Origin of the sequence: Corynebacterium matruchotii (assembly GCF_011612265.2) — a bacterium.
Taxonomy (GTDB): domain Bacteria; phylum Actinomycetota; class Actinomycetes; order Mycobacteriales; family Mycobacteriaceae; genus Corynebacterium; species Corynebacterium matruchotii.
The window spans coordinates 542,557-563,421 of record NZ_CP050134.2 but is presented as its reverse complement, the minus strand read 5'-3'; the positions used below and the strand labels follow the sequence as shown (position 1 = coordinate 563,421).

Annotated in this window: 20 protein-coding genes; 8 read left to right on the top strand and 12 right to left on the bottom strand. The window is 56.0% G+C overall.

Annotation, left to right across the window (positions count from 1 at the left end; genetic code table 11):
• Nucleotides 1-42 precede the first annotated feature (42 nt).
• Entirely contained in the window at nucleotides 43-225 is a 183-nt protein-coding gene (locus tag HBA49_RS02520; protein ID WP_005526147.1) for a hypothetical protein, read from the bottom strand.
• Between the two features lie 88 nt (nucleotides 226-313).
• Complete coding sequence (locus HBA49_RS02515; protein WP_005526388.1) at nucleotides 314-1,414, bottom strand: SPFH domain-containing protein; 1,101 nt, start codon at nucleotides 1,412-1,414, stop codon at nucleotides 314-316.
• A gap of 1,268 nt (nucleotides 1,415-2,682) precedes the next feature.
• Between HBA49_RS02515 and HBA49_RS02510 the strand changes: the two genes are divergently transcribed.
• A complete protein-coding gene (locus HBA49_RS02510) occupies nucleotides 2,683-2,991 on the top strand; it encodes a hypothetical protein (protein WP_225866080.1) in 309 nt (102 codons plus the stop codon).
• Between the two features lie 276 nt (nucleotides 2,992-3,267).
• Complete coding sequence (locus HBA49_RS02505; protein WP_112767260.1) at nucleotides 3,268-3,663, top strand: hypothetical protein; 396 nt, start codon at nucleotides 3,268-3,270, stop codon at nucleotides 3,661-3,663.
• A 139-nt stretch (nucleotides 3,664-3,802) separates the two neighbouring features.
• Here the strand turns inward: HBA49_RS02505 and HBA49_RS02500 are convergent, their stop codons facing one another.
• Nucleotides 3,803-5,029, bottom strand: coding sequence for a glycosyltransferase (locus tag HBA49_RS02500; protein WP_005525943.1), 1,227 nt, complete (start codon nucleotides 5,027-5,029; stop codon nucleotides 3,803-3,805).
• 244 nt (nucleotides 5,030-5,273) lie between these two features.
• Between HBA49_RS02500 and HBA49_RS02495 the strand changes: the two genes are divergently transcribed.
• Genes HBA49_RS02495 through HBA49_RS02485 form a run of 3 tightly spaced genes read left to right on the top strand, consistent with a single transcriptional unit; the run spans nucleotide 5,274 to nucleotide 8,453 of the window.
• Nucleotides 5,274-6,377, top strand: coding sequence for an NAD-dependent epimerase/dehydratase family protein (locus HBA49_RS02495; RefSeq protein ID WP_005526126.1), 1,104 nt, complete (start codon nucleotides 5,274-5,276; stop codon nucleotides 6,375-6,377).
• Nucleotides 6,358-7,164, top strand: a complete 807-nt coding sequence (locus HBA49_RS02490) for an MBL fold metallo-hydrolase (protein WP_225866082.1) — start codon at nucleotides 6,358-6,360, stop codon at nucleotides 7,162-7,164. The genes HBA49_RS02495 and HBA49_RS02490 overlap by 20 nt, the downstream gene beginning before the upstream one ends.
• Nucleotides 7,161-8,453 (top strand): F390 synthetase-related protein, encoded by a 1,293-nt coding sequence (locus tag HBA49_RS02485; RefSeq protein WP_005526358.1) that lies wholly within the window; start codon nucleotides 7,161-7,163, stop codon nucleotides 8,451-8,453. Before HBA49_RS02490 ends, HBA49_RS02485 begins: the two co-directional genes overlap by 4 nt.
• A 7-nt stretch (nucleotides 8,454-8,460) precedes the next feature.
• Here the strand turns inward: HBA49_RS02485 and HBA49_RS02480 are convergent, their stop codons facing one another.
• The 8 genes from HBA49_RS02480 to HBA49_RS02445 all read right to left on the bottom strand — a co-directional run bounded on the left by HBA49_RS02480 (nucleotide 8,461) and on the right by HBA49_RS02445 (nucleotide 17,128).
• Nucleotides 8,461-10,011 (bottom strand): AAA family ATPase, encoded by a 1,551-nt coding sequence (locus HBA49_RS02480; RefSeq protein ID WP_005521376.1) that lies wholly within the window; start codon nucleotides 10,009-10,011, stop codon nucleotides 8,461-8,463.
• Nucleotides 10,012-10,013: 2 nt separating this feature from the next.
• Nucleotides 10,014-10,526, bottom strand: a complete 513-nt coding sequence (locus HBA49_RS02475; protein WP_005526130.1) for a hypothetical protein — start codon at nucleotides 10,524-10,526, stop codon at nucleotides 10,014-10,016.
• Between the two features lie 2 nt (nucleotides 10,527-10,528).
• Nucleotides 10,529-10,903 carry a hypothetical protein gene (locus HBA49_RS02470; protein WP_005521374.1) on the bottom strand — a complete coding sequence of 125 codons (375 nt, stop codon included), beginning with the start codon at nucleotides 10,901-10,903 and terminating at the stop codon, nucleotides 10,529-10,531.
• 1 nt (nucleotide 10,904) lies between these two features.
• On the bottom strand, nucleotides 10,905-12,668 hold the full coding sequence (locus HBA49_RS02465; protein ID WP_005521373.1) for a hypothetical protein: 1,764 nt from the start codon (nucleotides 12,666-12,668) through the stop codon (nucleotides 10,905-10,907).
• Between the two features lie 401 nt (nucleotides 12,669-13,069).
• Complete coding sequence (locus HBA49_RS02460) at nucleotides 13,070-14,146, bottom strand: hypothetical protein (RefSeq protein WP_225866083.1); 1,077 nt, start codon at nucleotides 14,144-14,146, stop codon at nucleotides 13,070-13,072.
• 29 nt (nucleotides 14,147-14,175) lie between these two features.
• Nucleotides 14,176-15,450, bottom strand: a complete 1,275-nt coding sequence (locus HBA49_RS02455; RefSeq protein ID WP_005525805.1) for a glycosyltransferase family 2 protein — start codon at nucleotides 15,448-15,450, stop codon at nucleotides 14,176-14,178.
• Nucleotides 15,451-15,468: 18 nt separating this feature from the next.
• Entirely contained in the window at nucleotides 15,469-16,338 is an 870-nt protein-coding gene (locus tag HBA49_RS02450; protein WP_005521363.1) for an ATP-grasp domain-containing protein, read from the bottom strand.
• 4 nt (nucleotides 16,339-16,342) lie between these two features.
• Nucleotides 16,343-17,128 carry a PIG-L deacetylase family protein gene (locus HBA49_RS02445; RefSeq protein ID WP_005525624.1) on the bottom strand — a complete coding sequence of 262 codons (786 nt, stop codon included), beginning with the start codon at nucleotides 17,126-17,128 and terminating at the stop codon, nucleotides 16,343-16,345.
• Nucleotides 17,129-17,687: 559 nt separating this feature from the next.
• Here HBA49_RS02445 and HBA49_RS02440 point away from each other — a divergent pair.
• Nucleotides 17,688-18,551, top strand: a complete 864-nt coding sequence (locus HBA49_RS02440; RefSeq protein ID WP_040431977.1) for a hypothetical protein — start codon at nucleotides 17,688-17,690, stop codon at nucleotides 18,549-18,551.
• Here HBA49_RS02440 and HBA49_RS02435 read toward each other — a convergent pair.
• Nucleotides 18,484-19,341, bottom strand: a complete 858-nt coding sequence (locus HBA49_RS02435) for a CPBP family intramembrane glutamic endopeptidase (RefSeq protein ID WP_005525732.1) — start codon at nucleotides 19,339-19,341, stop codon at nucleotides 18,484-18,486. The genes HBA49_RS02440 and HBA49_RS02435 overlap by 68 nt on opposite strands.
• A gap of 230 nt (nucleotides 19,342-19,571) precedes the next feature.
• On the opposite strand from HBA49_RS02435, the gene HBA49_RS02430 reads away from it, so the two are divergent.
• Together HBA49_RS02430 and HBA49_RS13105 are read left to right on the top strand one after the other, a co-directional pair.
• The gene (locus tag HBA49_RS02430; RefSeq protein ID WP_005525934.1) at nucleotides 19,572-20,717 is read left to right on the top strand and encodes a sensor histidine kinase; all 1,146 of its coding nucleotides are present in this window, start codon (nucleotides 19,572-19,574) and stop codon (nucleotides 20,715-20,717) included.
• 1 nt (nucleotide 20,718) lies between these two features.
• On the top strand, nucleotides 20,719-20,850 hold the full coding sequence (locus HBA49_RS13105) for a hypothetical protein (protein WP_005526294.1): 132 nt from the start codon (nucleotides 20,719-20,721) through the stop codon (nucleotides 20,848-20,850).
• The last annotated feature ends 15 nt before the right edge of the window (nucleotides 20,851-20,865 follow it).

Below are 20,865 nucleotides of genomic sequence, written 5' to 3'. Positions count from 1 at the left end.
AATTTTACTAAGCCTGCGCGTACCGGCGGATATTGGCCGTTGCTAGCTGCGCAGGACTGCCGCGAGCACGTTCTCTGCCGCGGCTATGGCCCGCCGATCCGCGCCACCCCCGTTTGGCGTGGCAGTGTGGTCATATTCGTGGCAGGGCAGGTCGGGAATGACTTCCGCTGATGGTTCGATCCCTCGGGCGGCTAAATACTCATCAAATTGATGCGAAAGACTCATACCATAGCATCTTAGCTTTTCGACGCCCGACCGGGGCCGGGCCGCACCCACAACGGCGTTTGTGGGTGCGGCCCGGTTCTCGATGGTATTACTGGGAACGCCTGTGTGATGCCTGGTCCTGGACGGCTGGCTTGAGCGCATTGACAAGGTGGGATGCAGTGCCGGCCACCTCGGTGACGATATTCGTCAGTCCTTCGGCACCGTTGAACATGGTGATATTGCTGCCAGCCAGAGCGGTGGCGATTCTGCCGGCCACCTCGGGCATGATGTCCACCATCTTGCTTTCCAAACCGATGCGTTCGTTGGCGGCCAGGGTTTCGTTATACATGGCCTGTGCCTCGGTTTGGGCCTTGGCCTCGATAACCCGCCGTTGGGCGTCAGCCTCGGCAGGCTTGATGACCTCGGCGATGAGCTCGATTTCTTTGAGATCGGCGCGCTCCCGGGCGAGTTCCTTTTGCTTGCGGGTGAGTTCCAGCAGGGCAGAAGATTCGGCGATAGGGCCGGACTGGGCGGCCTGGGCCCGCTTCTCGGCGGTTTCCATGGTGTTTTGCGACACCTGCAAATCCGTGTCCTTCTTATACTGTGACTTCTTCCGCTCAGCCTCCTGCTGGGCCTGCTCGATCTCGGTGTCGGCGGCGGCAGCGGCCACCTCGGCGATCTTCCGAACCCGGTTGAGTTCGGGCTGGGACAGGTTCTTGATATGACCCTCGTCGTCGCTGATTTCGTTGATTTGGAAGTTGTCGATCTTCAGACCCATTTCCATGAGCTTGGGCCCGGTCGCGGTCAGCACGTCCATGTTGAGGGCGTCACGGTTGGTGATGATTTCCTCCACGCTGCGGGCACCAACGAGCGAACGGACCTCGCCGGAGAAGATGCTGGAGATCACGTCGCTCATAGCCTTATCGTTGCTTCCCAAAAAGCGGGAACCGGCCTCAACGATGCTGACTATATCTTTATTCACCCGGTAGGCAAGCGTGGCCTCAATGTTGACGGAAATATTCTGGTGAGTTTGGGCTTCAACGTTGACCCGCACATAGCGGGAACCAATGTAGAAACGGTACACCCTGTGGATGAACGGCAGATAGAAGGTGCCGCGGCCCACAACAACCCGGAATGGCACGTCTTTACGGGAGAAGAATCCGCCGGTGACGAGGAGCGCTTGGGTGGGCTTAGGGGCGGTGTAAAACATGATGGTCCTTCTTTCGGGGGATAGGTTTACCATCGAATGTATATAGGTAGATATTGGTTTTCAAGGAATTCATGCGTATCGGGGGTAATGATTGCTTGTCGACGCAACCCCGGAGGTATTGAACCATCCCCCTTTTATCTCGTGCACAATGTAAAGGCAGGGGGTGGGGCAAAATCGGGTAAATCTACCCCCATCTGTTCTAATCTTAAACTTAAATAAGCGTTGAAGATTATGGCATATAGAATATGCTACCTCTAGATAAGAAATGGTTGATAAGTCAGCTGCTTTTGCCTAGCTATAACCGATAATAGATTCCCTCATTCTTAGCATCGAAAACTCATGCTAACTACCCCCACTACCCCCGATATTGCGGGTGTTAGCAGGTCCCATGTTCGACTAGGACGGGTCGGACCTTATACACTAGGGGTCGTCCACAACTTTCCCGATTTTGTTGGCTTTCTATTCGGGAATGTTCCGTTAAATAAACACCGCTGGACACATTCCCCGCCTTGGCGGGGATAAGGCCTAGCAATTGTTGCACACCGCGCAATTGCTAGGCCTTTCGAACATATAATCACACACAACAAAAATATCGACGGTGTTAAGGGCAACCAATCGCGTACAGCACCCTAGAGCCCCTAACCACACCGGTTTCCCATGCGCAACTGCCCCTGAACATACCCCACCAAAGCTGGACCCTCTGGGATCTAGTGGATAGGTGCTACAGCAACACCCCCTCAAATCATGCCTAACTACCAGAGAAGTCCTATCACCCACAGAGATGCCGAATAGCGAGATGGGGTGGCATGTGAACAGAACCCAAGGTCTAAAAAGAAGAACTAGCTCCCAATTTTTCTACCATATGCAAAAAAATTATTCGAACAGGTTTTCAGATACCATGGGTATACCGATGATTCAGCATGCTTCCATAGCCTTGTCACAAAGCTGATTTCACCTTCCGCGCATCAACAGATGAATAGTCATTTGGTCCTGTATCTGACAAGACATCATCAGGAGCGCACAATTTGAACGGGATCATTGATTCACAATGGAATAGAACAAGCAACACGTACTAGCATGGATATCCAGGGAGCTCAGTATCCATTGAGTTGGTTTCTTGATAGTTTTGGAAAAACCAATATTCCTTGAAACAGAAGCTAAAATGCCATATGTCGTAACCCAAACTAAGACTCTCATCACTTCTTTCCTTACCCAAGCGTCCGGGTTTTCGTGACTCCTATATTTTGTTTTAGTCTGTGAGGCAAATTGTGGATTTTTCTGCACTGATGATGCGAATCGAAAAAGAGGCCCAGCCTCCTGTGGCTGTAGGACGGCTACCATCACAAGACTACGTGATGGAAACTTTGCTTGATGATCTCACCCAATCGCATGCTTGGCTGGCCCGGGAGCTCAAGGAGCCGTTATTGGAGTTGTGGGTCAACGATGGTGACGTCTTTATTTATCCTGATCTTGGTGATCCAATCGTCGCTATTGATTACGCGAACCTATTAGCATTTGCCTCAAGGAACCCGGTAGTTGACCTGGAATCTTTACGAGGATTCCATACAGTTTCTTGAGAGCTTTGAATTGCTTCCTCAATACCTCACTTCTAGTGCAGGGAATCAAAATCAAATGTAAAATAACTCCTGGGAACAAGGAGCTGCTTGATTCACACGCAAGTGTTTCCCCGCATTAGCGGGGATGTTCCTACGGCATTATCAGCTGCCCACACAAACCTCTAAGTTTTCCCCGCATTAGCGGGGATGTTCCCAGTCTATACCCGTTAATTTGCGTAGGAATCAGCGTGGATATCAATAATTTCAAAAACTGATCCTTTGACACATGGAGCTAAAATGTCACATGTTGCATCCATCATCATTCGAGATGCTGCGGAAAAACCCAAGGATGTCGCGGCCCAAGCCAAGACTCTCATTGCTTCAAATTTTTCCTCGGCAAATCGATTCCCAAGCGTCCGGGTTTTCGTGACTCCGATAAAACAGCGACGTGACTTTGGAATCGCCGAGATCGATGTCACGCAGTCCCGGGACTCGGATGCGCTATCCCTACTCAAGGATATTTTCTTCTTCCTTTGTGGGAAAACAGACTGGGGTATGGAGCTCGACTGGGACGGCGCCGAAGCCCTCAGCGACGCTTTCAGCGAGTACATGCGCCGGCCTCGCGGCAGATCCGATCCCGTGGTCTACGACCCATATGCTGACGAAGAACTGGATAATTCCTACTGGGACTAAAATCCAACACCTTCGGCCGTCGTAAAGCAAGCTCAGCCCCAAGAATGCCGGCCCCAAACCCCACCCCACTCCGACCGACCCGACGGCAGGAACACCTCACGGGAACCCGGCCAACACCCTCAATCCGACAGCCAGAACGCTACGCGGAGGGCTGCAACACGCTTTCGTACACGCCTAACAGCTGCTCGGTAAGCGGCTGCTGCAAGGTACTATCGCAGGATTTCAGCAGGTAATCGCTCATTTCCCGCACCCGGGCGGGATGCGCCATGAGCTCCCGCACCGCGGCCGCAATGGATTGCGAATCCGGGGTGGCCGTCAACACGGTGCCCTCGGGTGGCACCACCTCGGTCAGGTCAGGGTCGCACAGTAGCACCGGGGTGCCGGCAGCATGCGCCTCCAAAAGCACCATGGGTTGATTATCGAAATCATAGCTGGTGGACGCAAACAGGTGATGCTCCTGCATGGCGGTCAGCACGGTTTGCTGCGGCACCGGCCCGTGAAGCGTCACCCGACCAGAAAGCCTGTGGCGGGTAATGTAGCGGCGCACGGATTTCATGGCTGGCCCGGAACCATACATGTTCACCACCACGTTTTCCGGCAGCTGCCGAATGGCCCGCAAGAAATCAATCGGGCGCTTCTCCTGACTCACCCGCCCACACCACATGATGCGGAATTCCGTGTCACCACCGGTATATTCCCGCGGTTTTATCGCGCGCAATTGAGACAACAGGGTGGATTCCAGCCCATTAGACAGCACTGTCAAGGGCTTATTCACCCCTTGATACTGCAACTTGTGGGCGAAATGGTGGGAGGGGACTATAACATGATCCGCATAATTTGCCTGGTTGACCATGAGCCTCCACATGCGACGCGCCAGGGCGGTGCGCGTGTACGGCGCATCCCGAAGCGTCACCGGTCGCACCGGATTATTACGGTTATACAACCAGGAAAGCAGCACACTGGTCGCCGCGGGAAACGGCAACACGCATTGGGTATACACATCAACACGTCCGTGCATGGTCTGCACCAGCGGTAACCCCCGGCTACGCGCCACATGCACACCGGCCGCCGCAGCCGCCATTTCGCTGTGCACATGCACCACATCCACAGGCTCGATACTATCCATATAATTTTGGGCAAACCGCTTCGCTCGCTTCGGCGGCCACGTATAGGGATAATTGTCAGGTTTAATCACCTTGCTGGTTGGTAATTGCACCACCGTCAGGTCGCCGCTCGGCTCGTGCAGGGGGCAAAAAACGGTCACCCGATGTCCGGCCGCTTCCAACGTGTCTTTTTGCGCTTTAATGCTGGTTTGTACCCCACCGAGGGTAGGAAGATAATAATCGGTAAAGACGGCAATATGCATGGGTAATACCATACCTTGGTTGCGGACCCAACCACATCTTTAGGTGTACTCCCCTGTGCAGCTCATCCTCCCTGCCCACCCCAGCTTGTCGACGCCACCCCACCGCACACAACGACGGTCTGCCCGGCGCTCACCGCCGCCTCTCCCCCACCCCACCTGGGTGTTTTGCAGCAATTCTGCGGTAGCCTTGTGGCATAGTTCTCTCGCATATCTGAATCGTTTTGTTAGGGTAGAAGTCGTGACAATGAAGGTTTTAGTTACTGGTGCTACAGGCTTTCTCGGGGGTTATGTCGTATCGGAATTTGCTCGTAGCGGTTATGATGTTGTCGCAACCGGTCGGAATAACGCAAGGTTGCAGCAGCTAGTTGATGCCGCCACCGCCGCCCAGGCCGCCGCGGAGCCCACCGACCCCACATATCCGGGAACCGTCACCGCGATCGTCGGTGACCTGGCGCAATTGGCGGAGCTTGACCTGTCGGTCGATGTGGTGGTGCATGCCGCCGCCCTGTCCACGGTGTGGGGCCCGTGGCAGGATTTTTATCACACCAATGTGGGGGGCACTCAGGCGGTGGTGGATTTCTGTCGGCGCAATGCGGTGCGCCGTCTGATATTCATCTCCTCCCCCAGCATTTATTCGCAGCGCGGCGACCGGTTTCATATCACCGAATCGGATTTCGACCCCAATAATCGACTCAATAATTATATTCGGAGCAAGATTAGAGCCGAGCAGGTGGCGTCGGAGTTTTCGGGTTCCGTGATTTTACGCCCCCGGGGGCTGATCGGCGTGGGTGACACGAGCATTGTGCCGCGGCTCGTGCACGCCAATGACACCATTGGGATTCCGGTGTTTCGGCGCCGCCACCAGCAAGTTTTCCCGAAAAAACCGGGCCGGTTGGGGTGCCTGCGGTTGCCGCATCCCCGGCTTCCCCGATTCCCCCGGCGCGGCCAGCCGGGGCGGACGGTTATTGATTTAACCTGCGTGGAGAATGTGGCATATGCTACCCGGTTGGCGGCGGAGTCGCCGGCAGCTGCGGGGCGAGTTTATAACATTACTAATGATGATCCGCGGCCGGTGACTGATGTTGTGGATGAGTTATTCACGTTGTTGGGGGCGGTGCCGCGGTATCGGCGTCGTAACGCCACCGTCTTATATGGGGTGGCGTCGCTATTGGAGTTGGTTTATGCGGTGTTGCGGTTGCCAGGTGAGCCGCCGGTGACTCGGTATACCGTGTGCGCGTTGGCGTATTCGCAGGTGTTGGATATTTCGGCGGCGCGGCGGGATTTGGGTTACGAACCGATTGTCAGTTTAGATGAAGGGATACGGCGTTATGTCGAATCAATTGATTAAGAGTGTTCGGTATTATCAGTGCGGTTATTGCATGAATAATTTGCGGGTCATGTATCGGGGGTTGCCGCGTGATATGGATCCTAGTCGGGCGTTTCCGGCTGGGGTGTTTCTGATTGAGCACGAGTCGGAGGGCTATATGCTGCTCGATACGGGGTATTCGCAGGATATTTTCCGCTCTGGGGTGCGGGGATTTCTGTATAACAAGGTGACTCCGACGCGGGTGACGGCGGAGGATGAGATTCCGGCGCAGTTGGCTCGGGATGGGATTGATGTGGGGCAGATTCGGCGGGTGGTGTTGTCACATTTGCACCCTGACCATATTGGTGGGGTGAAGTTTTTTCCCGAGAGTGAGATTATTATGTCGGCGGATGCGTATGAGGTGTTGGGGAATGCGCGGGTGCGGGATTTGGTGTTTCCGGCATTGGTGCCGTCGTGGCTGGCGCAGAATGCGTCGGTGATGCCGGTGCAGTCGTTGGTGCAGGATCCGGACACGGGGCTTGTTGGTCATGATGTGTTTGGGGATGGGAGTTTGTTGTTGGTGCGGTTGCCGGGTCATGCGGCGGGCCAGGTGGGGGCGTATATTCCGGGCCGGTTGCTTATTGCGACGGATGCGTCGTGGGGGAATGATTTGTTGCCATATTCGTCGCAGTTGCGGCTGCCTACGAGGTTGATTCAGCGGGATTATGAGACGTATAAGGAGACGGCAACGCTGGTGCAGGGGGTTGTGGATCGGGGAATTCCGGTGTATTTCAGCCATGGGCAGTATGATCGGCGGGAGCTGCTGTGACGTCGTTGCTGATTGCCGGGTATTTTGCGCAGAGTCGGTGGCGGCGGTTGCGGTCGCGGGCGGCTATTGACAGGTTGCAGGAGCGGTATGTTCGGCGGCAGTTTCGGTTTTTGCGGCGGCATTCGCCGTATTTTGCGACGCTTCCCCGGGTGGGTTCTCGTGCCGATTTAGGGAAGTTGCCGGTGATGGATAAGGAGTCGATGATGGCGAATTTTAATAGGCTCAATACGGTGGGGTTGGATCGGGATCGGGCGTTGGAGATTGCGGTGGCGGCGGAGCGGTCCCGGGATTTTTCGCCTACGTATCGTGGGGTTTCGGTGGGGTTGTCGTCGGGGACGAGTGGGCATCGGGGTTTGTTCATTGTGAGCGATCGGGAGCGGTGTGCGTGGGCGGGTGCGGTGTTGGCGCGGTTTTTGCCGTCGCTTTCGGGGCAGCGGATCGCGTTTTTTCTGCGGGCGAATAATAATCTGTATGAGACGGTGAATTCGCGGGTGATTCAGTTTCGGTTTTTTGATGTGTATCGGCCGATGGCGGAGCATATTGCGGCGTTGGGGTCATATCGGCCGACTGTGGTGGTGGCTCCCCCGTCGGTGTTGAGTGTGCTTGCGGATGCTGTGGTTGCTGGGGAGTTGCGGCTATGCCCGGCGCGGGTGATTTCGGTGGCGGAGGTGTTGACGTCGTTTGATGAGCGGCGGTTTCGGGAGGTGTTTGGGCAGGAGGTAATTTTTCAGGCGTACCAGTGTACTGAGGGTTTTTTGGGGTATACGTGCCCGTTTGGGTCGATGCATTTGAATGAGGATATTTGTTATTTTGAGAAGGAGTTTGTGGACGATTCCCGGTTTGTGCCGATTATTACTGATTTTCGACGGCGGTCGCAGCCGATTGTGCGTTATCGGCTTAACGACGTGTTGACGTTGGCGGCGAATCAGGTGTGTGGGTGTGGTCAGGCGACGACGGTTGTGGCGAAGATTGCGGGGCGGGAGGATGATGTGTTTTCGTTTCCAGCCGTAGGAGGTGATGGTCGGGTTTCGGTGTTTCCGGACATGGTGGAGCGGTGTTTTTTGTATGTGCCTGGGGTTTCGGAGTTTCGGGTGGAGCGGCATTCGGATGATCGGCTGGTGGTGTTTGTGGCGCCGCTGGTGGGTGAGGTGTTGGATCGGGTGCGGGCCGAGTTGGATGGGTTGGCGGAGCGGTTGGGGTTTGTGCCGCCCCGGGTGGAGTTTGAGCCGTATGTTGCGGATTCCACCCATCGGCGGAAACGTAAACGGGTGGAAAATTGCGCGCAATGATTGCCGGTTAGAGGACGATGGTGCGGCCGGCGAAGACGGAGTTGTTGTCGGGCGAGTCGGCGATGGTGCGGCCGGCGGGTACCGCCCGGTGGCGACCCCAATCGCGGATGGCGGCGAGTTCTTCCGGGTTGGTTTGGCTGAAGGGAACAACGTTGCGGAATTGGCTGCGAATATAGTCGGATGGGGGCAGTTCGGTGGTGTTGTTGAAGAGCATTTCCGAACCAATGTCGTGGACTACGGCGTCAATGTCGGAGCCGGCGAATCCTTCGGAGACTTCGGCGAGTTCCGCAACGAGGTGGCTGGGGATGGCGTGGTTGGTGTATTTCCAGAAGCATAGGTCGATGATGTCGGTGCGTTCGGTTTCGGTGGGGAGGTCGACGAAGAAGATTTCGTCGAAGCGGCCTTTGCGAAGTAGTTCTGGTGGGAGGGTGGAGACGTCGTTGGCGGTGGCGACGATGAAGACTTTGGCTTGGGATTCTTGGAGCCAGAAGAGGAATTGGCCGATGAGGCGTTTCGTGACGGAGCTGTCACCGGAGCCGGTAGCGAGGCCTTTTTCGATTTCATCGATCCAGAGCACGCAGGGTGCCATGCGTTCGGCGGTTTCGAGGGCTTCGCGGAGGTTTTGTTCGGATTCGCCAACGTACATGCCCAGGATGGCGCCCATGTCGAGCCGGTAGAGTGGGAGTTCCCATTGGACGGCGATGTTTTTTGCGGAGAGGGATTTACCGCAGCCGGGGACGCCGCACAGGAGGATGCCTTTGGGTGGGTGGAGTCTGGTGCCGGAGAGGTCGGTTTTCATGAGGGCTTTGCGTTTTTTCAACCAGGCGTTGAGGTTGTCGAGTCCGCCCACGTGGTAGTTGTCGTCGAGCCGGATGCGTTCGATGCCGGTGAGTTCGCCAAAGATGGAGTCTTTGAATCTGGAGAGTTCGGCGAGGTCTTCGGCACGGATTGCGCCTTTGACAAGCATGGTGGCTAGGACGTTGACGACTTCGGCTTCGGTGATGCCGGTGAGGATTTCGGCGGCGGCCCGCATGTCGGATTCCGCCCATTCGACGGGGATGGCGGTGGAATGCCCCTTCATCATGCCGGACACCAGTTCGAATATTTCTTCAGTGGTGGGGAGGTCGAGGGTGACGGACATGCCGAGCCGGGCGAGGCCGGACCAGACGGGTTTGTCGGCGAGGAGGATGATTGCGCCTTGGTATTCTTCGGCGATGCGCACCATTTGGCAGAAGTGTCGGGCGGTGGGGGTGTCGGAGTCGAGGTGGTCGATTTCGGTGAAGATGAAGTTCACGTTCCGCCGGGCTTTGAACATGGTTTTTGCCTGGTCGAGGGCGGCGGCGAGGGATTGGTCTTCGAGGACGAGCTGGTTGGAGGCGAGTTCCCGGAGGCCGTCGGCAGCAGAGTAGTAGAAGAAGGGGAGGGAGGGAATATTGGTGCTGATGGTGCGGAGGATACTGAAGACCCGGACCGGCTCGGTGGATTTCACGACGATGAGGGGGACGCGGGCTTTGAGATAGCGGGTGATGATTTCGGTGGTTTCGAGATAGTTGGGCATGATTATGATTGTTCGAGTGCGTGGGTGAGGCGGGTCGCGGTGCCGTAGGTGGGGTCGAGAACAGCGGTGAGTGGGGTGCTGCGGACGAGGTCGTAGATGCGCTGTTCGGTGGCGGTGGGGAGTTCCCCAGCGACGGAGCTGCGGCGGAGGATGCTTTCGACGTGATGTTGCCAATTGCCGATGCGGGTTTGGGCGTCGCTCAGCAGGGTTGACCGTATCTCGTCGGGGAGACCGGGGTGGTTGCAGAGGTGCATGCGGCGGGCCAGGTTGTTTCGAGTGGTGAGCCACCAGCGTTCGAATTCGTGGTAGTCGGCAGTGGCGGGGAGGTTGGTAAGGGTTTCGGACCAGCGGGTGTCGGCAATGCTTAGGGCCCGTTCGATGTGTTTGAGCAGGCGGCGGTGCACGGTGGGGTTGAAGGATCCCGCGGTGATGGGTGGGAGACCGTCGAGGGTGACGGTGGGGTCGGTGGCCCAGCTGCGGAGGGCCCGGGCCCAGGTTTCGTACGCGTTCGCCATGGTTAGGGCCGCCTCCGATTGATGAGGATTTCCCCTGGCGGTTGGGGTGACCAGTCGGGGAGACTGCCGGCGATATTACGGTTGCGACCAAAGGCTGGTTGAGAGTTGTCGTCGTGAAGTTCGCCGAGCAGGCTCATGCGGTCGAGGACGGTGGTTTCGCCGGGTCGTTGGTTTTCGGGTGGTGGGGGTGTGGTGAATCGGGGTCGGCGCCGCTCCCGGCGGATTGTGGGCAGGACTTGGCCTGGTGTTTGGGCGGGTTGTTGGGTTGCCGGCGGCCCGGCCTGCGGCATTGGTGCCGGCGGAGCTGCGTATGGGTTGATTCTCGCCGGGGGTTGGTTCGACTGTTCGGGCAGGTGGGATTCTGGTGGTTGGGTCATGTTAACGCGCCTCATTATGGGTCGTGGAAGAGTGAAGAGCATTGGTGGTACGGGATGGCCAGGTGGCGAACACCCGGGTGAGTTCCGCCTGCTCGGCGTCCCGGTCTTCGAATTCCAGCATGAGGTCGGTGAATTCCGCGCGGGCTTCCGTAATAACGTTATTCGATATTTGGATGGCCTGCTCTTTCGCCACATGCAATTCGGCAACATTGCGTTCCGCCAGGGTTTTCTTCCGGTGGATATAAAACGCCACGGCAATGACTACCAGCACCACCATGAACAGGCCGAGAAGTTTCATGCCGAGGAGGAACGCCACAGAGGTGATGACGCCGACCATGATCGGCATAATCATGTCCGACTGTTGGAAGGTTGCCTGGTTGATGTGCGGCGTGAAGAGGGTTTCCCAGTATTCGCCGAGCCGCTGGCGGACGGCTTGCTCATCTTCGTTGGTGGCGCACCGGAATTCGACGAACCCGAATTGGGAGGCGTAGCCGGAGTGGGTGCCATCTAGGATGATGGTGGCGGCGGGGAGGAAATCCCGCCGGTAGCGGCTGGTGTATTCGTCGATAGCGGCGCGCACGTTGTCGAGGCCGTTGCCGATGGCGGTGCGTTGGGTGCTGATGGAAACACCCAATCGTTCGGGGGTAATGGCGGCTTGGGTTTGCAGGCTTACGGCGTCGACAGTGTTCGCTAGCGCCCGCACGTATTTGTCGGTCTTGACCTGCGCCTGCGCCAAGTCGCCGTTGGATTCAATGACGGCTTCGGCATAGGCAGCTTTGCGACGCAGCGGCAGTTCTTCCGCATCATATTCTGTGACGAGTTTCTCCAACAGGTCGTCGAGCAGGTCTTCGATCTTGCCGACGGGCGCATCGAGCCGGTCGCGGATTTCTTCGTATTTTTTCGCGGTCACCCCCAGGGCGGTGGCGGATTCCAGCAGTGATCGCATGCGATCAAAGTCGGGGCTGAGCTTGCGCAGATTCTCGTAGTCGTCGACGACAAGCTGTTCCCTATTGCTGGCGATTTCTTCCACCCATGCCGTCACTTGGGCTGTCCGCAGCTGGGCGTTTTGACGCAGTTCGGCGTCCCACTCCCCCAGCTGGTTAGTGAGCAGTTGTTCCGCCTGGGTTCCAAAAGCGCCGCGGGCGGTGGCCTCAAGGATGACGGCGAATTCGCGGGTGAGCTTGGTGGCATCACAGTTCATAAGGTAGTGCTTGAGCCAGGTGTAGGCCTCATCGTGGCGGTTGACGCGTCGTAAGATGAGCGCAAAGAAAAGAGAGGTTTTTGCCGCATCGCGGGTAAAGGCCTCTTGCACGGACTTTTCGCAGATCGCCTTGTCGTCCCGGGACCAGGCGGCCAACCCCACAAGCGCAGGCGCCAGCCAATATCTAGGGCTTTGGATCATGAGCTCTTCAGACACCTGCGCCACCACATCATTGGTGACGTTTCCCACGTCGAAGGCCTGGAGTACGCCCACGCTGGTGCGGCGAACGAGCGCGTAGTGCCCATAAACCCGGTCGAGTTCGCTTTTGAGATTGCCGAGCTGGGTTTCGGCGCGCTGCACGACGGCGATACGTTCGGCCTGCCGCGAGAATTTTTCGAAAGCCTCCGCTAGTTCTTGCAGCTTTTGACGGGTGGTGTTGAGATCTTGGGTGACCGCACCAACCTGCGCACCCATGGTGTCCATTTTGCCGTTGAGCAGAAGAATATTATTCTGCACGTCGCTGATCTCACGGATAACCGGGTTGAGGTTAATGTACTCTGGCATGTTATTCCTTCAATACTTTGCGGACCCGAATGGTTCCGATTGTAATAAGTCACCCACCCCACCCACACAACTACGACCGGTTTTTTGTGGTATCTCACAGAATTACCCACCCCCTTATGGACTTATCCGGGGCAAAACAAATTAATCCCGAACCAACCAATCGGACATTATTCACCATAATCACATCGGACTTTTTCGGGATTTGCTTAAGATCAGACGATTTAGTTCAGACATCTCTTGGCAAGAATTTGGCCCCTTTTCACTATAGTTGTGGGCAATTATCATGTTAATTTTTCGCCAAATTACCCTCTTATGGGGTGGAAATCCGTCGATAGGCGATAAAAAACAGCCGGTGGTACTGCCACACCGGCCATTCTACGAAGTTTGCCGCCAGGCTATTATCAGCCCTTCCAGGCAGACTCCAGCATCTTCCAATGCTCGTCGCTCATCCGCGAGGCCGGGGTGACCGACACCGCCGATGCACCACCCTTGGCGGAATACCGCAGGTTAAGGGCCATATCATCGGCGGAGATAGTGTTGGCCTCATCCTCCGCCCACAGGCCCGTCGACAGCACGTAACGGTTATCCCCAAACCGTCGGTTAAAGCTCTCCGCTAGCTTCTCGGAATAATCTGGCTGCACGCTGGGCTCCATGCCGTTATAGTTCCACACGGCAATGCGGCTGGCCTCGGTAAGCAGCAAGTCATAATCGTGGCCGGACATAGCCCGATCCGCCCCCGGATCGTTCCAGGGAGCCCGCACATCCATGTCCAGGGCGACATTGCTGGGGATGACCCCTTTAATGCGGTCGAGTAGGTGCTGCAACGCCTCGGAACGCCATTCCCCCAGCTTAGGATCCCGAGTATTGATCTCACCGTCTTTCCGCGGCCAGTCGGATGCCCCGGAGAACTTCTTATACGAAGCCAGGTCATCCTCCCCAAACGTGTAATTGTCAAACATGAGCTCGGTCAGGGAAATGCTGTCGGGGTTGTAGCGGTGCGAAATGGTTTTCGCCAGCTCCACAATCCCATCCCCCACCGCCCCATCGCGGATAGCGGTCACCGAGGCGAACTTATCGGAACGCTCTCCCCCGGGATCAACCCCAGCTAGTTCGGGGTTTTTATGGATCGTATTGGGTACTAAAGTATCAATGGTGAGGTTAATAGTGAGCGGCCTGAGCGCATCAATGGCATCCTGCACCCAGTCGGCCCCATTAATAGAGGCCTGAGTATCTGGGTGCCCCTCCCAGTCGAAACACACCCATTCGATCCGCCCCACACAGATGGAGGCGGCGGTGGCATTGACGTTGGAAAGCCGCTGCGACATGGCCTTCCAGTCGTAATGAGGATTGGAAACATCCTCGAAACCAAAGTTCACGCTGCGCTCTTCCGGCAGCGGTGAATTTTTGAGTTTCCGCAGCTCGTAACCCTTTCCGCAGGAGGAAGACCCAAACGGTAGGAACGACAGGATAGATGACAAGGATGAAAGTTTTAAAAATGTTCTGCGTTTCATGCTGGACTCGCTTCTTGCTTATCGACACTGAGGCCACTCACACTAATGGTGCCGGTACGCTCCAGTTTGTTCCAATTCTTTTCCGCCCCCTTCACTTCCAAGATAATGGCCCAACCAAGCGTGAAACCAACCAGTGTGGAGTATATGGGCCAAAGGGGAAAGACCCATATGTGGCGTAAATCTCCCCAGGCCCGGTTTAGTGCGATTGAATATATCAAAATAACAAGCGCTAGTGCCAACCCGAGGAACCCCACCCATCCTAACGCAGTTGTGGGAAGCGCGTCGGGGTCGGTAATAATAACGATAGGCATACCCAGCAGCACAAAGATCTGCGCGACCGGTACAATAATCATGCTGAGCAGGTTAAACAGCAAATATGCTCCGAATGCCCCATAATGGGGATTGCAAATCATATTCTTATGAATCCGGGTGGCTTGCAGCATCCCCCGTGCCCACCGCACCCGCTGCCGCCATAGCCCTTTCAATGTGGACGGTGATTCGGCATACACGACGGCCTGTGGGGCAAAGTTCACCCGATAGCCGGCGCGGTGAATTCGCCAGGTCAGCTCCAGGTCTTCCCCCAGCGTGTCAGTACGTAGCGGCCCGGTGGCCTTGAGCGCCTTGAGCCGGAACAGGCCGTTATTCCCGGAGACCACGGGCAGGCAATTCACCACGGCGAGCGCCCGGCGGATAAACCCAGTGCCCACATGAGAAATGAGCGCAAGCAGGGTGGTTTGTACCCGGTCGAGATTCACCGGTCGATCATCACCACTGACTGCCCCCACTTTGGGGCTATCAAAGGCCTTGAGCATCTGCCGAATGGTGTCTTTGCCGAAAACTCCATCGGAATCCACGTACATGATGAACTCACCATTGGCATAGGCGGTGCCGGTGTTCAGCGCAGCCCCTTTGCCGGAGTTTTGTTGGTCGACAAAGATCACGGTATAGGGGTTGGCCTCGGCGAGGTCCCGCATCACCTTGGCGGTGCTGTCGGTGGACCCATCATTGACCATGATGAGTTCGAAGTGCTGGTAGCTGCTGGCCAGAATAGAGCTGATGCAGGCACCCAGCACTTTTTCCTCGTTATAGCCGGGGACGATGATGCTCACGAGGGGCTCATCGTCCAGGGCAGTTTTTACTTTTCGGTGGTTGCGCCAGGTTTGGCGGATCTCAAAATAGAGGGACAGGGGTATGAAAAGGAGCTTAATCATGCCCACCCAAAAAATGAGTGTGCTGAGCCCAATGAGAACAACGACTGCTAGCGCAGACATGGGTGTTTCCTTATTTTTTTATGCGGCTGACTTAAGAACTTCTGCCAATAATTCTGGTGCAAGGGAGCTATTGGCACCAAATCGGGCGTTCACTTCTAACACAACCGGGTGACCGTCAGCCATGCGACGCACATCCAAATCAATGGGCCCCTTCAACTTCAGGGCGTGGCAGGCCTTGACGGCGAGTAGTGCCACGTCAAGGGCGTTAGCGGTGTCGACGGAGCGGACGATGGGGGCGGCGGTTTCGCAGAATTCTTCCTGAGTTTTCGCAACGATGGAAACGGTTTCGTTGCCGGGTTGGTCGCCGATGTACACCATGGGGGCGAATTCTTCCCCGGGGGCGAATGCCTGAATGATGTAGGAGTCGTCGTACGATTCGAGCTGGAATTTTTCGGGGCTGGTGTGAATGGCGAAGCCCCGACCGCCACGGGCCACCCGCGGTTTAGTGATAATGGCACCGCCGAGCTGTTCGAACACATCATATGAGGAGGTGAAATCGCTGGGGAGACCGAAGGGAGGCACCGAAACACCGGCTTCCCGCAGCGCCCGCATGGTCAGCAGCTTATCGAAGCATTTTTCCACCGCCTCTAGGGGGGAAATGACAACCTGGGCGTTGCTCAGCTGACCCAGTTGGGATGCTTTCGCCACCATGGGAAGCTCGTCGGCAACGGTGGGGATGAGTAGATCCACGTCGTAATGGTCGACCAGTGCGGCAAGTTGGTTAATCATGTCGGGATCGTTGGCGGCGGGCACCAGTTCGAAAGAATCAATGTCGGCGAGCGCAACTTCCTGCATGTCCACGCCCACAACATTATGGCTGGTGGTGGCAAGTTGGCTGACGAGAGCACGGCCGGCGGGACCGCCGACACCGGTGATGAGAATGTTCATATGGTTATTTCAATCCTGCGATGGAGTCTTTGAGACGGACGATTTCGAATCCTTCGGCGAGTTCCAGTTTCCCCTGGGCGCCGCGGAAATTGGCCATGCCTTTGAGCCGATCCCACCGGAGGTAGCGTTTACCGGCCTGGTCGCGGTGGTCTTGGACAGCATGGATTTTAATGTCAATGTAGTTAGTAATGTCAATGAAGAGTTGTGGGTTGAATTCGCTGGTCACGGAGGGGGATTCAAAACACAAAATTGACGGTTGTTTACGGGCGGCCCGCAGCACGGCGAAGTGCACGGCCTTGTGGTCTTGGTGTTGATCGTGACTGGAGTGAGTCAGGATCAGGTCGGGCTTGAGTTCGTTGATCTTTGCTTCAATAATGTCCACCATTTCCATGTTGTGGTCCTCTAACCGGGTGTCGGTGAGGGAATGAATCTCGATTTTTTCCAGCCCCATGGTAGCGGCGCCGTTCCGGGCTTCGGTGGGGCGCACGCTATTATCGCCCCCTGCGCATCCGTCACTCATGACGATAGCGTGGATTTTGTGCCCCTCATCGGCGAGGCGAGCAAGAGTACCCCCGCAGGCGATTTCTAGATCGTCGGGGTGGGCGCCGACGGTGAGAACGGTGTAGGGGGTGGCAGTTTTCGGCGGGGAGGCAATCCGGTTCCGCAATAGCGCGACAATGAGGGCAAAACACGCTGCTAAAGCCGCAAAAACGGCGACTTCTTCCGCGAGAGTGGCATGATGGATGACTATCAGGGCAACGAGGGCGATGATGATAATGGTAAACACCATAAGGTATGCCATTTGCAATTGCGTCCCCCCGGCGAATCTCCGGAAGAAAACTGACCGCCCCCGGGGTGTCACCGCATATCCCATAAGTGCCAACGCTGCGACAGTCAATAAGCCATATAGGGCCATAACCAGCCTTTTCTGTTTTATCTACTAATGTTTTGCTTGCACTCATCCGCACTGGTTTGCGGAGGTAAAATCGAAATCTTGCCATAACGATTCGGTGATTAATCTTAGTAATCGCTAATTAGTAGAACATGTGGACACGATGAAAATTCCTTCATCTTTTCCCCGCCATATCTATATGTGCAGTGTATGGAGTTTTATAACGATAGATAAATGGATAACATCGCCCCCTTATATAACCCCAAAATTACCCCCGTCTGACCATCGTTGCGATTATCGTAAATGGTAGAAGCACCTTCCCCCTCATTACAGTAGGAATTTTGCTATTGCGATAAGAGGGTTGCTGGCGCCATTAACGTGTCTTCCTTATGTGGCAGATTTAAAAATAATCAGCCATGCATAAAATAATCTTTAATAATCATCAAGGAGAGGAATCATGGTTTCTTATCAATCTGGTGGTGAGGTGTTACGGCCCGGGGCGCGGGTGGCATTTAGTGGCCGGATCACGGTGAATAACGAATTGGTGCCGCAGGGGGAGAAGTTACGCGAACTGTGCAGCGAGGTGGGGCTGGTGTATAAGACCGCGGTGTCGCAAACCGGCTGTGACGCGGTAGTGGCAGACAGCTTGACGACGGCCAAGGTGCGGCGGGCCGCCGATTATGGAAAGCCGATTGTATCGGTGGCGGATTTCAGCGATTGGGTGCTGGCTAACCAGCCAGATCATAGCGAATTCTTGTCGGCGCTTTTTGAAACCCCACCAGAGCAAAGCAAGACGCTAGTGCCGCTGGCCGCGGATTCGATAGGACTGCTGGCGTCGGGAAAGTCGGCGTGGGTGTGTAAAGACAGGAAGGAGTTCCTACAGAAAATAGGTACCGAGCGAAATAGGTTTCCGCAGAAGCGAAGCACCGTGACGCTCCATGTGACTCTTACGCTGCTGCTTTTCACACTGATAGCGGTCCTGATTGCAGTAACCAAGGCGTGGTACCTTCTTGGCGCGATCTCGGGGTTATTTCCGATATGGCTTTCATCCTCACGGGTTGATGACACGAACGTGCCGGTGTTTTATATTGACCAGGACAAGCTGTCCCCGCTGCACCGACAGGTGTTGGGGTCGATGCAATCGGTCTTTGCCGAGGCCGCGGCCTATAACCAACCGATATCGGCATCCTATTGGCGGGAGCTCACGGGGTCGGCAATGCAGTCAGTAGATGCGTATCTTCAGACGGGCGATCTCACGCAGGCGCAGATTCTTGGGGATCAGATTGCGCTGGTGCGAACGGGCGTCGCCAGGCTCGAATAGCAAGGCCGACAGCAAACCACAGCGCGCCGATCAGCACCCATAGGGTTGGTGAGTTATTGATGGGGAGTACGTTGGCAAGCAGCATGGCGGTGTGATATCCACCGTGCACCCCAATGGCGGCCCAGGTGGAGTCGGCGGCGAGCCTGGCCATGGCAGCAGCGTAGGCGAACCCAAGCGGCATGACCAGGTAGATGACGTGCTCGATGGCGTTGCTTTGCCCGCCGTTCGACGTGAGGTGAAGGGTGCCGAACACGATCACGCTCAGGCCCACAGACCAGCGCATGGTTGTTTTTGCCCCCAGTGAGGATAGTAGCCAGCCACGCCACACGAGTTCTTCGGGGATGCCTTGCAGCAGGAAGGCCATGCCTAACACAGCGATCAGGGTGACCCACCACTGGTCGCCGTGTTGGGCGAGGGGCTCACCGGTGGTGCCTAATAATATGGTGACCCCGCCGGCAATGAGCAATATGACCATCGCCACCCCGATCATGGCGACAAACCAAAGCATGCCGGTTTTTGTGGGGCGTAGTTTCAGCATGGTAGGCGGCTGATGATCCAGGTAGCGGGTCAAAAGTCGCACCCCCACGTAGGCGACGGCGGTGGCGCAGGCGAATTGTATGAGCATTGCGCCGCATGCCAACAGCAAGCCGGTGGTGTTGCGCCCCACTGCCGTACCGGCAAGAATGCTCTCGTAACCGGGGATGAACTGCGTCAGCATCCCGGAAAACGAGGCGGCAAACATGAGCACCGCCGCAATGACAACACGCAGAATAATAGGGAGAACTTTCATTGGCGCACCTTATAGCGATAGCTTAGGTTGACAACATGGAGCAGCAACACTGCGAAACAGGATTACCGAAGAACTCCATAAATACTATGATCGAACAAAATGTCGGGAATAACCAGTGTGAATCGTCATGAAATGGTTATGACACGCATAAGGGGGTAATTTGTGCTGTTCGTCATGAAGTCATGACTGTTGTCATGTTTTCCCATGATATTCCTCATTAACCTGGGATCATGACTATAGCCGGCCGCCCCCTCCACTTTTATTTCATTGCCTTCGCCCTGGGATCCATCTTCATCACGTTCTGCGACACGATATTTTGCTATGAACTTAATCCTCAAACAATTTTCCTCATGGTTGTGGCAGTTATCGCCACCATTATTGATGTGGTCCTCATCAAACGATGGACAAGAAATCCCGATGACAAATGTCTAGCTAGCGCAGTAGCAGCCACCAGTTTTGTGTTATTCATAATAGGCGGTTCTTACTCGACTGCGACATTAGCGATTGTGTTCTGGGTTATTCAGCAGGCATTCGGTATGCGACAATGCATGGGCATCGCAGGAATCCTCATGGTCCTCATGGCACTTCCCCGATCGTTAGCAGGCCAATACCAACGTGACGATATTCATTATATTTTATTCCTAGAGACAATAGTCATCGTTCACTTCTCATTTGCTTGGCTTCTCACCGCGCTAGAGAAAAGCGCCGAGAAAGAACGCCGATATGCGGTAGAGGCGGCGGTGAGCATGGAGCAGGCAGAGTCGGCACGCATGCTTCACGACGGCCTGGGCCAGCAGTTAGTCACCACCATTGTGGCCCTCGACGTGGCACAGGCGTTGAAGTCGACAAGCGAGCAGGCCGCATGGTCCGAGGTACACAACGCCCAGGCCGTCGCAAAGCAAGCACTGGTTGATCTGCGACGGTGGGTGCGGGCGCTCGACCCACCGGAGACCCCCACGCCGCACACCAGCGATCAGCTTGTGGCAGCCATGCAGTCGCTATCGCAAACGTTTTCGAGCACTGGCCTGGAGTTTCAGATTGATAAACCAGACGATAATTATGCGCTGGCGGCGGCGCAGGGGGAACTATTCCAGATTGCGGTGCGGGAGGGCGTCTCGAATGCGCTTCGGCATGGTCAACCCACGATGATCCACTTTCATCTGCGGGTCAATGAGGATTCCATCACGCTAACGGTGGAGGATTATTCGGATAAGGAACATGCACTGGTGCCTGTCAAGGCTAGCAGCACCGAGAACGGTTATGGGCTTCGATCGTTGCGGAAACGCGCCACGCAGCTGGGTGGCACCATGACCGCCGGCCCCACCGACACGGGGTTTTACCTGGATGTTTCTCTGCCCCGGACGGAGAATATGTGACGTGACTGATTCGATTCGTGCCCTCATTGTCGACGACCAGCAGCTGCTCCATCGGGGACTGGCGCGCCTGCTCGTGAAGTTGACCACGGTCCGGGTGGCCGCGGTGTGCGCAAGTGCTGTTCAGACTGGATAGCCACGAGATTAATAT